We start from the raw sequence: 16,184 nt of genomic DNA on the forward strand, positions 1-16,184 counted from the left end.
TGGAAAAATTTGATGCGATTGAGTAACGCTGACTTAGAACGATTAAAAAGCATGGCCAACACGCTGCGCTTTTTGTGTGTGGACATGATAGATAAGGCTAATAGCGGGCATCCGGGCGTGTGCTTGGGGTTAGCTGATGTGATGGTGGTTTTAAGCTTGCATTTAAACCTTAACCCCACAAACCCTAAATGGCTCAACAGGGACAGGCTGGTTTTTAGCGGAGGGCATGCGAGCGCGTTAGCGTATAGTTTGTTGCATTTGTGGGGCTTTGATTTGAGCTTAGAAGATTTAAAGCGTTTCAGGCAATTACACTCTAAAACCCCAGGACACCCCGAATTGCACCACACCGAAGGCATTGAGGTTACAACAGGCCCTTTGGGGCAAGGTTTTGCTAACGCTGTGGGCTTTAGCATGGCGAGTCAATACGCTCAAAACCTTTTAGACAAAGAAGCCATTTCTCATAAAGTCTATTGCTTGTGTGGGGATGGGGATTTGCAAGAAGGCATTAGTTATGAGAGCGCTTCTTTAGCCGGACACCTTCGCCTTGATAACCTCATTGTGATTTATGACAGCAACCAGATCAGCATTGAAGGCGCTATTAATATTAGTTTTAGCGAACAGGTTAAAACGCGTTTTTTAGCGCAAAATTGGGAAGTGCTAGAATGCGATGGGCATGACTATCAAGCGATTCATAACGCTTTAGAAGAAGCCAAAAAATCCACCAAACCCACGCTTTTAATCGCTCATACGATTATTGGTAAGGGGGCTATTGGCTTAGAAGGGAGTGAAAAAACGCATGGCTCGCCTTTAAACAAAGAAGTGTTAAAACAATCCAAAGAAAGCGCTCAAATCAATCCTAATGAAAGCTTTATTATTAGCCCAAAAAACAAAATGCATTTTGAAGAAGTGAAAGTTAGAGGCGCTAGTTTAGAAGCCTTATGGGAAAAATCCTTAAGCCCTAAAGCAAAAGAAAAAATCCATGCGTTAAAGGATTTTGATTTTAGCGCCATCCATTACCCCACCTTTAAAAAAGGCGAATCTCTAGCCACGAGAGTGAGTAACGGCATGATTTTAAACGCTATCGCTAAGGAATGCGAGGGCTTTTTAGGGGGGAGTGCGGATCTAGCCCCATCTAATAACACGCAGTTAAAACACTCTGGCGATTTCCCTTTAGGGCAAAACTTGCATTTTGGGATCAGAGAGCATGCCATGGGGGCTATCACTAACGCTTTAGCGGCGTATGGTTTGTTTGTGCCTTTTTGCGCGACCTTTTTTGTGTTTAGCGATTATTTGATGCCTAGCATCCGTTTGAGCGCTTTAATGAAACTAAAAGCCCTTTTTATCTTTACGCATGACAGCATTGGCGTGGGTGAAGATGGGGCCACGCACCAGCCTATAGAGCAGTTGAGCCATTTGCGCGCTTTGCCCAATTTCTATGCTTTCAGACCTAGCGACGCTTTTGAAAACACCGCTTGCATGCAAGTAGCGTTAAGTTTGAACGCTCCTAGCGGGCTTATTTTATCGCGCCAAAATTTACCCGTGCTTGATGAGGTCTCTAAAGAGCAGGTTTTAAAAGGGGCGTATGTTAAACACCATTCTAAAGATCCCGTTATCACGCTGGTTGCGAGCGGAAGCGAAGTGTCTTTAGCTTTAGAGAGCGCTAAAATTTTAGAGCGAGAAAATATCCCCACTCAAGTGGTGAGCGTGCCGTGCTTTGATTTATTGATAGAGCAAGAAGAAAGCTATCTTAAAGAACTCTTTAAGGGTAAAGTTTTAGCGATTGAAGCGAGCCGCGCGATAGAGTGGTATCGTTTTGCGGATAAAATCATTGGCATGGATTCTTTTGGGAGCTCAGCAAAGGGCGATAAACTCTTTGAAAAATTTGGCTTTAGCGTTGAAAACACCACCACTCAAGCTAAAAGGTTGCTCAACGCATGAACTTAGAAAAACTTTTTTTAGAAAAAACCCCCTTGTTTGTTTTTAGCTCCACCAGGCGTTTAAAACATTTCTATTTAGAGCAAGGCGAAGGGTTTTTGCCTAACGCAATGAGCATGGGGAGTTTTTTTGAACAGGCTTTTTACATCCCTAATAAAAAGAAAATCCCTAACAACGTGCGCCAAATTTTAATGATAGACACCATTAAAGCTATCGCTAAAGAAAAAAAATCCATTCTTGAAGGGCTTTTGCTTTTTGAAAACAGCTTTTTGGGGTATTTGGAAAGCACTTCTTTTTTGTTTGATTTGTTTGATGAGTTAAGCTCTGCTTGTATCAAGCTCAATGAACTTTCTTCTAAAGACATTTATTTGGATTATGAAAAGCATTTAGAAGTCTTAGAAATGATTTATAAGCGCTACATTAAAAAACTAAAAGAATTAGGCTTTTATGACAAAATCATGCAAGAAAAACCCACCATTTTAAAAGAATTTTTTGAGCATTTTTCCTCCATTGAATGGCATTTAGACGGCTTTATGAGCGTTTTTGAAAGGCAATGCCTGTTAGAAGTGGCCGAGTTAGTGCCTATCACTTTACACCTATCTTGCGACAAATACAACCAAAAATTTTTGGAATTTTTGAATCTCAAATTAGAAACAGATTGCGATTATTCCATTGATTTTAAAACCCAAAAGATCCTTTCTCAAACTTTCAATGATCAAAAAATAGAGCCAAAGCTTTATGCCAACTCCAGTTATTTAAAACAAAGTGCTTTAGTTTTACAAACCATAGAAGAGTATTTGCAACAAGATAACGACCCTAATAAAATGGCGATCATCACGCCTAATGCGGATTTTTTACCTTTTTTAAAACTCTTAGACAAAAACAACAATTTGAATTTCGCTATGGGTTTAGGGGCTAAAAACAGCCCTTATTATACAGAGCTTGTCAAAATCTTAGAAGATTTAGAAACAAGCGGTTTTGATTTGAGCGCATCGCCTTTATTGGATTTGGAAAACCTCACGCTCGCGCTTTTAGAACAACAAGGCTCTAAAGAAAAAGCGCCATTGAAAGAAGCGCATTCTCAAATCATGCACCAGTATCATCTTTTAAAAGACACGCTTAAAAACTACAGCCTTAAAGATTTGTTGCATTTGTATTTGCAAGAATTTGAAGCCAATTTCCGTTTAGACGATTCTAGCGGGGGCAAAATACGAGTCATGGACACTTTAGAAACAAGGGGCATGCAATTTGATAAAATCGTTATCGTGGATTTCAATGAAACTTGCGTGCCAAGCTTTAAAGATTGCGATTTGTTTTTGAACTCTGCTTTAAGAAAATCGCTCAACCTCCCCACTTTATTAGATAAGAAAAATTTGCAAAAACATTATTACTACCAGCTCTTTAAAAACTCTAAAGAAATGGCGCTTTCTTATATAGAGAGCGAAACTTCAAAAGTTTCTAACATGCTTTTGGAATTAGATTTGCCTATAGAGCCTATCAAAGACGCTTACACGCTTTTTGCACCAAGTCCTTTAAAAGACTACCAAGAAGAAGAAATCAAAGCCGCTATCCCTAAAGATTTTAGCTTTAGCGCTAGCTCATTGAACGCTTTTTTAACTTGCAAGCGCCGTTTCTACTACCACTACATTAAGCGCTTCAAAGAAAGCCCTAAAGACGAAAATAATAGCACTGTGGGCAGTTTGCTCCATGAACTTTTAAAAGAAGCTTATGAAAAAGATAAAAACCCCTATGCGTTAGAAGAGAGACTCATTCAGCTCTTAGAAACAAGAGAAAACATTACCCCTAAAGAGCGTTTAGACACTCTTATAGCGCTCAAAAAAATCCAGGCTTTTTATCTTAAAGAAAAAGAACGCTTTAAGGCAAAAATCAAAATCCTTGATCTTGAAAAAAGCTTTGAAACGACCATTCAAGGCGTTGCGTTTAAAGGGCGCATAGACAGGATTGACAAAACGGCTGACAATGAGGTTATTTTATTGGATTACAAATTCAAAAACGATTTGAAAAGAGGGGGCTTAAGCCCCATAGAAATCGCTCAAATCAGCACCGATTATCAAATGGCCATCTATGCGTTTGCCCTTAAAAATCTGGGCTACAAAGAGCCTATAAAAGCCTTTTTTTATGATTTAAGAAAGGGCGAGTTACTAGAAGAAGAAGGGCCTATTTTGCAGGCTAAAATGCATTATTTGGAATATTCTCTTATCCCTAAGCTCAAACAAGAAATGGTTTTTGAAAAAACTTTAGAGGCTAAAGATTGTGAATATTGCTCTTTTAAAGACATGTGCAACCGATGAAATCTAAAAAACTTTATTTAGCTTTAATCATAGGGGTTTTATTAGCGTTTTTAACCCTATCTTCATGGCTAGGTAATAGCGGTTTAGTGGGGCGTTTTGGGGTGTGGTTTGCCGCAATCAATAAAAAATATTTTGGGTATCTTTCATGGGTTAATTTACCCTATTTAGCGTGGGTTTTATTCCTTTTATACAGGACTAAAAATCCTTTTACAGAAATCGTTTTAGAAAAAACTTTAGGGCATCTGCTTGGCATTTTATCTTTACTCTTTTTGCAATCTAGCCTGTTGAATCAAGGGGAGATCGGTAACAGCGTGCGTTTGTTTTTACGCCCTTTTATAGGGGACTTTGGGCTTTATGCGCTGATAATGCTTATGGCAGTTATTTCTTATTTGATTTTATTCAAACTGCCCCCTAAAAGCGTTTTTTATCCTTATATGAATAAAACACAAAACCTTTTAAAAGAGGTTTATCAACAATGCTTACAAGCCTTTAGCCCTAATTTTAGCCCAAAAAAAGAGGGTTTTGAAAACGCCCCATCAGATATTCAAAAAAAAGAAACCAAAAACGACAAAGAAAAAGAAAACCTCAAAGAAAACCCTATTGATGAAAACCACAAAACCCCTAATAAAGAATCGTTTCTGGCGATCCCTACCCCCTATAACACGACTTTAAACGATCTAAAGCCACAAGAAGGCTTAGTCCAAATTTCCTCCCATTCTCCTACCCATTACACCATTTACCCTAAAAAAAACCGATTTGATGATTTATCCAACCCCACTAACCCCACTTTAAAAGAGATTAAACAAGAAACTAAAGAAAGAGAACCCACGCCTAAACAAGAAACTCTTACACCCACCACGCCCAAACCTATCATATCAGCACCCATCATGCCCGCACCTGCACCCAACACAGAAAATGACAACAAAACACAAAACCACAAAGCCCCAAACCACCCTAAAAAAGAAGAAAGCCCACAAGAAAACGCGCAAGAAGAAATGATAAAAGAAAATATAAAAGAAGAAGAAAAAGAGGTGCAACACGCTCCAAGCTTTAGCCCACTAACCCCCACAAACGCTAAAAAACCCGTTATGGTTAAAGAATTGAGCGAAAATAAAGAGATATTAGACGGATTGGATTATGGTGAAGTGCAAAAACCCAAAGATTATGAGCTTCCCACAACGCAATTATTGAATGCGGTTTGTTTGAAGGACACTTCTTTAGACGAAAACGAGATTGACCAAAAAATCCAGGATTTATTGAGCAAACTGCGCACCTTTAAAATTGATGGCGATATTATCCGCACTTATTCAGGCCCTATTGTAACCACTTTTGAATTCCGCCCAGCCCCTAATGTTAAGGTGAGCCGTATTTTAGGCTTGAGCGATGATTTAGCGATGACTTTATGCGCGGAATCCATTCGCATTCAAGCCCCTATTAAGGGTAAAGATGTCGTTGGCATTGAAATCCCTAACAGCCAAAGCCAAATTATTTATTTAAGAGAAATTTTAGAGAGCGAATTGTTTCAAAAATCCAGCTCGCCCTTAACTCTGGCTTTAGGCAAAGACATTGTGGGTAACCCTTTCATCACGGATTTAAAAAAGCTCCCCCACTTGCTCATCGCCGGCACGACAGGAAGCGGTAAGAGCGTGGGCGTGAATGCGATGATTTTATCCTTACTTTATAAAAACCCCCCTGATCAACTCAAATTAGTGATGATCGATCCCAAAATGGTAGAATTTAGCATTTATGCGGACATCCCTCATTTACTCACGCCCATTATCACCGACCCTAAAAAAGCTATTGGGGCTTTGCAAAGCGTGGCTAAAGAAATGGAACGCCGGTATTCTTTAATGAGCGAATACAAGGTTAAAACCATTGATTCTTATAATGAACAAGCCCCAAGTAACGGCGTTGAAGCGTTCCCCTATTTGATTGTGGTGATTGATGAATTAGCGGATTTGATGATGACAGGGGGCAAAGAAGCGGAGTTTCCTATCGCCAGAATCGCTCAAATGGGGCGAGCGAGCGGCTTACACCTCATTGTAGCGACCCAACGCCCGAGCGTGGATGTCGTAACCGGCCTAATCAAAACCAACTTGCCTTCAAGGGTGAGTTTTAGGGTAGGCACTAAGATTGATTCTAAAGTGATTTTAGACACCGATGGGGCGCAAAGCTTGTTAGGAAGGGGCGATATGCTCTTTACCCCCCCAGGAGCGAACGGGCTAGTGCGCTTGCATGCCCCCTTTGCCACTGAAGATGAGATCAAAAAAATCGTGGATTTTATTAAAGCCCAAAAAGAGGTGCAATACGATAAAGATTTCTTGCTAGAAGAATCGCGCATGCCTTTAGACACCCCTAATTATCAAGGCGATGACATTCTAGAAAGGGCTAAAGCGGTGATTTTAGAAAAAAAGATCACTTCTACGAGTTTTTTACAACGCCAATTAAAAATCGGCTACAACCAAGCCGCTACCATTACGGACGAATTAGAGGCTCAAGGCTTTTTATCCCCAAGAAACGCCAAAGGCAACAGAGAGATTTTGCAAAACTTTTAGGCTTTGTTTCCATTGAATATTGGCAAACATTATTTTTAATTTTTAAAAAGTTACCGCTTGCTTTTTGCAAGCTCTTTATAATTGATTTTAAAAATGCCTGTGCACATTTTTTAGACTTTATTATCAATCCTTCATTAAAAACAAAAACTTTTCTCAATGATACAAACGATACCAACCTTTCATCTGTTAATCAAATATTATCTGTGGTTTCCCTAACTCCTAGTAAAATTACCTAAAAATTTCATATTCAAGGATAGCCATGAACCCCCAAACCCAACCAGCCACCAAAAAACCCTTAAAATCCCTTTTAGCCGCTAGTTCCGGTAATTTAGTGGAATGGTATGACTTTTACGCTTACGCGTTCCTTGCCCCTTATTTTGCTAAGGAATTTACCCACACCAATGACCCCACTCTAGCGCTAATCTCAGCTTTTTTAGTTTTCATGCTAGGGTTTTTCATGCGCCCTTTGGGGAGTTTGTTTTTTGGTAAATTGGGGGATAAAAAGGGGCGTAAAACTTCTATGGTGTACTCCATTATCCTTATGGCGCTAGGCTCTTTCATGCTCGCATTGCTCCCCACTAAAGAAATCGTAGGGGAATGGGCGTTCTTGTTTTTATTATTAGCCAGGCTTTTACAGGGCTTTAGCGTGGGAGGCGAATACGGCGTGGTCGCTACTTACCTCTCTGAATTGGGCAAGAATGGTAAAAAAGGTTTTTATGGCTCTTTTCAATATGTAACTTTAGTTGGAGGGCAACTCTTAGCTATTTTTTCGCTCTTTATCGTTGAAAACATTTACACGCATGAGCAAATCAGCGCGTTCGCTTGGCGTTATTTATTCGCTTTAGGGGGTATATTAGCCCTACTCTCGCTCTTTTTAAGAAATATCATGGAAGAAACTATGGATAGTCAAACCACTCCCAAAACCACTATTAAAGAAGAAACCCAAAGAGGCAGTTTGAAGGAATTGCTCAACCATAAAAAAGCCTTAATGATAGTTTTTGGGCTGACTATGGGAGGGAGTTTGTGTTTTTATACTTTTACGGTGTATTTAAAAATCTTTTTAACCAACAGCTCATCATTCAGCCCTAAAGAAAGCAGTTTTATCATGCTTTTAGCGCTCTCTTATTTCATCTTCTTACAACCCTTATGCGGGATGCTTGCGGATAAAATCAAACGCACCCAAATGCTGATAGTTTTTGCTATAGCAGGGCTTATTGTAACGCCCGTTGTCTTTTATGGCATCAAGCATGCCACTGGCGTGTATGAAGCCCTATTTTACGAAATACTTGCCTTGAGCACGATGAGTTTTTACACTTGCATTGCTGGGGTCATTAAAGCGGAATTGTTCCCTGAACATGTGCGAGCGCTTGGCGTGGGTTTGGCCTATGCAATTGCGAATGCGCTTTTTGGAGGGAGCGCGAGTTATGTAGCGTTGCAATTCAAACAACATGGTTTTGAATGGGGGTTTGTAGGCTATGTCATGTTGAGTATTGTTATCTTTATGGTTATGGTTATCATATTCCCTAAAAAAACCTATTTGGAATAAATCATGGTTTTGATTTAATTTTTGCTATAATTTTTCTTTTAAAAGGATTCTTGCATGCAAAATGGGTATTATGCGGCCACTGGAGCTATGGCGACACAATTTAACCGCTTGGATTTGACCTCTAATAATTTAGCTAATTTAAACACCAACGGCTTTAAAAGAGAAGATGCAATTACGGGCGATTTTTTAAGGCTTTACCAACAATACCGAGAGCAACTGCCCTTAGAAGATCAAACCAAAGCGAGCGCGAAGTATTTAAACCGCAACCTCAATCGTGTGCCTATTCTATCAGAAATCTATACGGATAGAAGCCTTGGCGCGTTTGAAGAAACGCATAACCCCCTAGATTTTGCCCTAACAAGCCCTAACCTCTATTTTGCGATACAAACTAATGAGGGCGTCGCTTATACCAGAGATGGGCATTTTAGCGTGGATAAAGACGGCTTTTTGGTAACTCTTAATGGCTTTAGGGTGCTTTCTCGTTCGGGCTTGAACGAAAAAGGAGGGATCATGCTCATGCCTAACGCTGAAATTGAAGTCAATCAAAATGGCGAAATCACTTTTAGGGATAATGAAGCCCAAATTCAAGCAGGTGCGTTGGCTTTAGTGGGTTTTAGCGAACCTAAAAATCTTAAAAAAATAGGGCAAAACCTTTATACTTATCAGGGTGAAGGCGTCCATCAAGTCTCTGACTCTGGCGCGTTAAGGCAATACATGCTAGAAAAAAGCAATGTCAATGCGGTGCGCGAGATGAGCGCTTTGATTGAAATCAACCGCTTTTTGGACATGTATTCTAAAGTGTTAAAAACCCACCAAGACGACATGAACGCTGAAGCGATCAACAAACTCGCCACAAAAGCTTAAGAACGAATGATTTAGGATTATTTCCAACTTGTGAGTCTTCAAAAATTTCTTTTATCTCTTTGATTTGTGAAAAATTTTCATGTGCATGTGTTTGCGTGTTTATTTTTTCTTTATTATTGATTATGCCCTTTTAGCATAACCAACACCCTATCTAAAGAGATCTTTTTTCTTATTTACAAATGTCATTTTATATTTTCACTCCAACGCCAAGTCAATCAAAATCTGCCAATTCTCTTTATAGTGTTGGAGTTGCGATAAGCTCTTTGTAAAGCTATTTTATTTGCCCTATTAAGTGGTATTCCAAAATGCTTTTTTGCTTTCTCTCGCATGCCTTAAACTCTAAATGTTTTAAGGGGTTAGCAATGGATAAAAGATGGGGTTTTTCACTTAAATTCAATACCACCACAAGCACATAATCATGGTTATACGCTTGCGCTTGATCGTATTCTTTTTGGGTCAATCTCAATGCCCCTTGCTTTTCTCTAATCCCCTTAACTTCCACTAAAAACGCCTGCTTGTTGGTTTGAATATAGAAGTCATACCCATCGCCAAAAAGACGCATGTCTTTTAAATGCCCACAAGAGAATATTTTGATGTTTTTATAGTGGTTTAAAAAATACAATTCGGCTTCTAAACCCGTTTCTTGCATGCTTTTATAGCGGGTTTTGAGGTAAGCGTTAGGGGTAATGCCTAAATCTTTGATTCCGTATTGTTCTTGCAAAAACCATTTCACAATATGGCTAAAACCCTTAACGCTTTCATTTCCAAACAAACTATCAATCCATAATTTTCTATGGATATAGGCACCGCCTTTTTGCCACCAACCTTTGCGTTTATTAGGGAAAAAAATAATCAAATAAATCCATACGATTTTTAATAACGCCAGTCGTGTCAGCTAGGCCAATTTGGACGCAATATTCAAAAAAAGCATTTTTAGTAGAAAAGCCAAATTCTTTAATAAAATCATTATCAAATTTTGCCAAAGCATAGCCTATGAGATTTAAAATTTCATAGTTCTTATGTTTTGCCATAGAAGCTAAACGCCCTAATCAATCTTTAATATCGCTAAAAACGCTTCTTGGGGAAGCTCCACCTTACCAATAGCTTTCATGCGTTTCTTGCCCTCTTTTTGCTTTTCTAAGAGCTTTCTTTTTCGTGTAATATCGCCCCCATAGCACTTAGCCGTTACATTCTTACCGACAGATTTAATCGTCTCTCTGGCGATGATTTTATTCCCCACGCTCGCTTGGATAGCGACTTCAAAAAGCTGTCTTGGGATAAGCTCTTTCATCGTTTCCACTAAGGCTCGCCCCTTTTCATACGCTTTGTTTTTATCTATAATAATAGAAAGCGCATCCACCACATCGCCTGCCACCCTCACATCTAACTTCACTAAATGAGCCTCTCTGTTTTCTATAGGTTCATAATCAAAGCTCGCATACCCTTTAGTGCAAGATTTGAGCTTGTCATAAAAATCCATCACAATTTCATTGCTCGGCAAGGAATAAGTGAGCATGACACGAGACTGATTCAAATATTCCATTTTTTCTTGAATGCCTCTTTTATTGTTCAATAACTGCATTAAATTACCCAAAAATTCACTCGGCGTGATGATCGTCGCCCTCACAAAAGGCTCTTTGATGCAAGCGATATGATTTTCAGGGGGCAATTCGCTAGGGTTTTGGATGTATTTGATGCTGTTATCCGTCAAATGCACTTCATACACCACCGTGGGAGCGGTAGCGATGAGGTTAAGACCAAATTCCCTTTCTAGCCTTTCTTTAATCACTTCCATGTGCAATAGCCCTAAAAAGCCCACCCTAAAGCCAAAGCCAAGTGCCACAGAGCTTTCAGGCTCAAAATTTAAAGCGCAATCGTTAAGCTGGAGTTTCAATAACGCTTCTCTTAAATCTTCAAACCTGTCCGTTTCTATAGGGTAAAGCCCCGCAAAAACAAAGGGTTTCGCCGGCATAAAGCCTTCAATGGGTTTAGAGGTAGGGTTTTTAGCGTCTGTGAGCGTATCACCCACCGCAATATCCGTAACGCTCTTTAACCCCAAACTCACAATGCCAATCTCGCCGCATTCTAAACTCTTAGTGGGGATTTTTTTCAAAGGGTTAGGGTAGTATAGCCCTAAAACGCCATGTTTTTTACCCGTTCCCATCACTAAAATTTCTTGCTCGGTATTAATGCTCCCATCCATGATACGCACCAGCGCTAGCGCCCCTAAATAATTGTCAAACCATGAATCATAAATGAGCGCTTTTAAGGGAGCGTTAACATCACCGCTAGGGGCAGGAATGGTGGTAATGATTTTTTCTAACAAATCTTTAATGCCAAGCCTAGCTTTAGCGCTCACTTCATTAGCGTTAGAGCAATCAATCCCTATCGTGTCTTCTATATCCTGTTTGACTTCCAAAACATTCGCATTGGGCAAATCAATTTTATTGATCACCGGTAAAATTTCTAAATTGTTATCTAAAGCAATATAAGTGTTGGCGATGGTTTGCGCTTCCACGCCTTGAGTGGCATCCACCACCAATAACGCCCCTTCGCACGAACACAAAGAGCGAGACACTTCATAGCTAAAATCCACATGCCCTGGGGTGTCAATGAGGTTTAAAACATAATCCTCCCCCTTAAGCGTGTAATTTAAGCGCACGCTTTGAGCCTTAATCGTAATGCCCCTTTCTTTTTCAATATCCATAGTGTCCATCACTTGGCTGGTCATTTCTCTGTTACTGATAGCGTTGCATTCAGCGATCAAACAATCCGCTAAAGTGCTTTTACCATGGTCAATGTGAGCGATAATGGAAAAATTGCGGATATTCTTCATTGGCGTCTTTTCTTTCATCTCTCTTGTCCTAAATCTTTTAAAATAGCGTCAGTCAAACTCTCTGTGTCTAAGCCTAAGGATTTTTCCACTAAAGCGGTGTTCCCATGCATGATAAATTCATCAATGATTTCAAAGCTTTTAACAGGCTTTAAAATATTTTGTTCGCTCAAAAACTCTAAAATCGCGCTAGCCACCCCTCCAAGCTTGTAATTATCGCTAAAAACATAGAGCTTTTGATAAGGGGCAATGATCGCGCTTAAATTTTGATCTAAGGGCTTTAAAAACCTGAGATCCAAAAGCGCACACTCTATGTTTTTTTCTTTTAAAGCCAGTTGGACTAAATGCGCCCGCCCCACGCCATTACCATAGCCAATGAGTAAAATTTCGCCCTCTTTTTTCAACAATTCGCTTTGCCCTAAAACAAAACCGCTAGGCTCAAAAACCCCCTCTTTTAACGCAAACGACCCCCTAGGGTAGCGGAACGCACAAGGGCTTGAATCGTGTTCATTAGCAAAACGCACGGCGTTTTTTAAAGTCTCATTATCTCGTGGGGCAAAAATAACCATGTTAGGGATAGAGCGCAAATACGACACGTCTAAAAGCCCTTGGTGCGTTTCGCCATCTTCGCCCACAATCCCGGCCCTGTCAATGGCTAATTTAATCGGCAAGCTAGAAATGCAAGCGTCATGCACAATGGAATCATAAGCCCTTTGCAAAAAAGTAGAATAGATGCTCACAAAAGGTTTAAACCCCTCTTTAGCCATAGCGCTGCTAGAAGTTAAAGCGTGTTGTTCAGCGATAGCGACATCAAAAAAGCGCAAAGGGTAAGCGTCAATGAGTTTGTCTAATCCTGTGCCGCTAGGCATCGCAGCGGTTACGCCTACGATTTTTTCATCTTTCTTAGCCAATTCTAAAAGGGTGTTAGAATACGCTTCAGTGGGCGATAAAATCGCGCTTTTGGATTTTTTAGACAAGCCGGTATCCAAATCAAAAGGCCCCACCCCATGCCATTTTTCATACCGCCCTTCAGCGATTTTATAGCCTTTGCCCTTTAAGGTTTGCGCATGGATTAGCACCGGTTCTTTAAGCTCTTTGGCTAATTTTAAGGTTTCAATAATCGCGCTCAAATCATGCCCGTTAATGGGCCCTATATAGTTAATGCCTAATTCTTCAAAAAACACGCCTGGGGTGATGAGCTTGAAAGATTCTTCAAAACGACTCGCTAAGTAATTCACGCTTTCAGGTAAGGTGTTCAAGATTTTTTTAACTTTAGAGCGGAAAGACTGGTAAAACGGGCCCTTCATCAGCTGGCTAAGGGCTTTGGATAAAGCCCCGATAGGCGTGCTGATACTCATTTCATTATCGTTCAAAATCATGATCATGGGGTATTTCCTATCGCCCAGTTCGTTTAAGGCTTCATAAAAAATCCCTGCGCTAATGCTCCCATCGCCTAATAAAGCTATAGGCATGCCCAGCGCTTGTTTCAAACAAAAAGCTTTAGCCACCCCCACGCCTATAGACACCGAAGTGGAGCTATGCCCGGCAATGAAATAATCGTATACGCTCTCGCTGGGTTTAGTAAAGCCGCTCAAGCCTTTAAATTGCCTTAAAGTGCTAAAGCTTTCAAAGCGCCCGGTTAAGAGCTTGTGAGCGTAAGCTTGGTGCGAAGTGTCAAAAATGAAAGGGTTTTTTTGGCAATCAAATAAGGCATGCATGCCCACAATCAGCTCCACAGCCCCTAAAGAAGAGCTTAAATGCCCCCCATTAGCGCTCACCACCTCTAAAATACGACTCCGCAGCGTTTGACACACCAACTCCAAGCCTGCAATATCATTAGGGTTTAAATCAAAAGTTTTATTTTGCAAAATCACACCTTAAAATTTTCCAACACGCTTTCTTTGAGCGTTTTAAAGCGCTCCATTAAATTCCCATCAAGGCTCCCGTTAGAGCTAGTGATCATAACGCCTCCTTTAGAAATAGCCTCATTACTCTCTAATTTGATTTTAGAAGCGTTTTGCAAATGATCGTTTAAATAAGGGTAATCCAAAGGATTGACTTTTAAATGAATATCCGTTGCGTCTAAAACGTTTTTTAAAAGTTCTTCAGCTAAAGCAAGGGCTACTTTTTGGCTGTTGTCTTCCACTTCTTTAAGGATCACTTCTTTGGCTATATCTATCGCAATCGCGCTCAGTTCCTTTTCTAAAGCCATTAAATGATCTTCTGATTTTTTCATTTTTTCATCTAAAGCCGTGATCGCATGCAAAAGCTGGTTTTTTTCTTCATTCACGCTGTGAGTGAGTTCGTTACGCATTTTTTCTTCGCCCTCTTTAAAGCCGATTTTATAGCCATCGTTTTTAGCGTTTTCAATCAAAGCTTTGCTCTCTTCTTGGGCTTTTTCAAATTGCATTTGCAATTTCACTAAATGGCTTGAAAGCTCATCGGTTTTTTTCAATAAGCAATCAATCAAATCGTTTTCTATCGCTTTTTTTTCCAAAGGCTCTTGTGGGTTAGGCGTTTCTAAAGACGCGCTATTAGGATTAGTTTTAGGGGGTAAATTGGCCATGCTCTTAAATTCGTATTTTTGAATGTCATGCTTATTCAAATGGTCTTTTTGGATCAAATTTTTGCGGCTATTCAATGACATCTTCCTCTTCACCGGTTTGGATCACGCCTTTTTCTTGCAAGCTCTGCACGATTTCAATGATTTTCCTTTGAGCCACATCCACATCTTTGATTTTAACTGCCCCTAAATATTGCATTTCTTCTACAAACTGCTCTGCAGCCCTGCTGCTCATGTTGTTTAAGAATTTATCGGTTAAATCTTTCGTGGAAGTTTTTAACGCTAAAGACAAATCTTTTTTATCCGCTACTTTCAAAATCTCTCTGATAGCGAAATTGTCCAATTTCACAATGTCTTCAAAAGTGAACATCATTTCTTTAATCGCACCGGCGAGCTTGTTATCCACGCTTTCAATGCGAGCAAGCGTGGTTTTAGCACTCTTTTGGCCCAAGCGGTTAAAGATTTCAGCCACCGCTCTTAAGCCACCCACTTCAATTTTATAGCTAGTGAGCGATTCTAGTTTGTTTTCTAACACCGTGGAAACCCTTTTAACCACTTGGGGCGATATTTCACCTAAATTCGCCATTCTAATAGAAATCTCGGCTTTCATTTCATCAGGGAAATAGCTCAAAGTCTCAGCCGCATTAGGGGCTTCCATGTGGGCTAAAATCAAGGCAATGGTTTGAGGGTGTTCGTTAATGATGAAATCAGCGAGTTGTTGGGGCTTGATTTTGCCTAAATAAGCGAAGTTTTTTTGCGTTTGCAAGCTTTTAGTGAGTTTATCCATCACTTTTTTGGCTTCTTCGCTCCCTAAAGTCCTAGTTAAAAGCTCTCTGGCGTATTCTAAACCGCCGGTATTGATGTATTGGTTAGACTGAAAAATCGCAAAAAATTCCTCTAAAACCGCCGCGCCGATTTGCTTGTCTGTGCCGTTTAATTGCACGATTTGCTTAGAAATCTCTGTAATGGAGTCAATGTCTAAATGCCTTAAAATCTCGCCTGTGGTGTCTTCGCCCACTTGAATGAGTAAAATAGCGATTTTTTCACTCATGGAAAGTTCGTCTAATTGAGCCTTTTGTTTGGGGGTAAGCTTGGTTGCCATTTTTAACCTTTTATCGTTTAACCTTTCGCGCCGTCTGAAGAGATTTCATCTTTGATCAAGAGTTTAAAGAGCATTGCGATTTCATCAGGGCGTTCTTTAAGGGTCCCTCTAATCTTTTCTAAGATAATTTCGTATCTTACTTCTTCTTCGCTAAAGGTTGCATTAAGCCCTAATTGATCTTCTACTTTTTTTCTCAAATCGCCCAGTTTGTTCAATTCATCTTCTTCTTCATCCATTTCTTCAAACATGGATTTCACTTCCTTATCTTCATCAGGCACCACTTCTAGCATGCGTTCGCTGAAAGGCACAATCACTTTTTTATAGAAAATAAATAGCACTATAAACACTAAAACATACTTGATTAAAGGCGTGAATGAACCTAAGACTTTTTGAGTCTTGTGCATGATTTTTTCGCTCAAAGTAGCGTTATCAATCATGGGCGCCATAGGGTTAAACTCAAAATTGCTCACCGCC

General features: G+C 40.0%; 10 protein-coding genes and 1 pseudogene. 5 read left to right on the forward strand and 6 right to left on the reverse strand.

Annotated features, from left to right (window positions below; genetic code table 11):
* Positions 1 to 12: 12 nt before the first annotated feature.
* From tkt to DV63_RS17035, 5 genes are all read left to right on the forward strand, one after another.
* Positions 13 to 1,938 (forward strand): transketolase, encoded by a 1,926-nt coding sequence (gene tkt, locus DV63_RS17015; protein WP_001239906.1) that lies wholly within the window; start codon positions 13 to 15, stop codon positions 1,936 to 1,938.
* Positions 1,935 to 4,247 carry an ATP-dependent deoxyribonuclease AddB gene (addB, locus tag DV63_RS17020; protein ID WP_001047453.1) on the forward strand — a complete coding sequence of 771 codons (2,313 nt, stop codon included), beginning with the start codon at positions 1,935 to 1,937 and terminating at the stop codon, positions 4,245 to 4,247. The genes tkt and addB overlap by 4 nt, the downstream gene beginning before the upstream one ends.
* On the forward strand, positions 4,244 to 6,802 hold the full coding sequence (locus tag DV63_RS17025) for a DNA translocase FtsK (protein ID WP_000837257.1): 2,559 nt from the start codon (positions 4,244 to 4,246) through the stop codon (positions 6,800 to 6,802). Before addB ends, DV63_RS17025 begins: the two co-directional genes overlap by 4 nt.
* 259 nt (positions 6,803 to 7,061) lie before the next feature.
* Positions 7,062 to 8,348, forward strand: a complete 1,287-nt coding sequence (locus DV63_RS17030; protein ID WP_001069541.1) for an MFS transporter — start codon at positions 7,062 to 7,064, stop codon at positions 8,346 to 8,348.
* 54 nt (positions 8,349 to 8,402) lie between these two features.
* Complete coding sequence (locus DV63_RS17035) at positions 8,403 to 9,212, forward strand: flagellar hook-basal body protein (protein WP_001179259.1); 810 nt, start codon at positions 8,403 to 8,405, stop codon at positions 9,210 to 9,212.
* 271 nt (positions 9,213 to 9,483) lie between these two features.
* Here DV63_RS17035 and DV63_RS17040 read toward each other — a convergent pair.
* The 6 genes and pseudogenes from DV63_RS17040 to fliF all read right to left on the reverse strand — a co-directional run.
* Positions 9,484 to 10,243 (reverse strand): annotated as a pseudogene (locus DV63_RS17040) (protein NO VEIN domain-containing protein).
* Between the two features lie 14 nt (positions 10,244 to 10,257).
* Positions 10,258 to 12,066 carry a translation elongation factor 4 gene (gene lepA / locus DV63_RS17045; protein WP_000660815.1) on the reverse strand — a complete coding sequence of 603 codons (1,809 nt, stop codon included), beginning with the start codon at positions 12,064 to 12,066 and terminating at the stop codon, positions 10,258 to 10,260.
* Positions 12,063 to 13,913: a 1-deoxy-D-xylulose-5-phosphate synthase gene (gene dxs, locus DV63_RS17050; protein ID WP_031202986.1), complete on the reverse strand. Its 1,851-nt coding sequence runs from the start codon at positions 13,911 to 13,913 to the stop codon at positions 12,063 to 12,065. Before dxs ends, lepA begins: the two co-directional genes overlap by 4 nt.
* 2 nt (positions 13,914 to 13,915) lie before the next feature.
* On the reverse strand, positions 13,916 to 14,692 hold the full coding sequence (gene fliH, locus DV63_RS17055; RefSeq protein ID WP_000056291.1) for a flagellar assembly protein FliH: 777 nt from the start codon (positions 14,690 to 14,692) through the stop codon (positions 13,916 to 13,918).
* Positions 14,679 to 15,710: a flagellar motor switch protein FliG gene (gene fliG / locus DV63_RS17060; RefSeq protein WP_000201853.1), complete on the reverse strand. Its 1,032-nt coding sequence runs from the start codon at positions 15,708 to 15,710 to the stop codon at positions 14,679 to 14,681. Before fliG ends, fliH begins: the two co-directional genes overlap by 14 nt.
* Positions 15,711 to 15,727: 17 nt before the next feature.
* Positions 15,728 to 16,184, reverse strand: a 457-nt coding sequence (gene fliF / locus DV63_RS17065) for a flagellar basal-body MS-ring/collar protein FliF (RefSeq protein ID WP_020982492.1), incomplete at its 5' end; no start/stop codon positions are given.

Origin of the sequence: Helicobacter pylori FD535 (assembly GCF_000296015.2) — a bacterium.
In the GTDB taxonomy this organism is placed as follows: Bacteria; Campylobacterota; Campylobacteria; order Campylobacterales; family Helicobacteraceae; genus Helicobacter; species Helicobacter pylori_CT.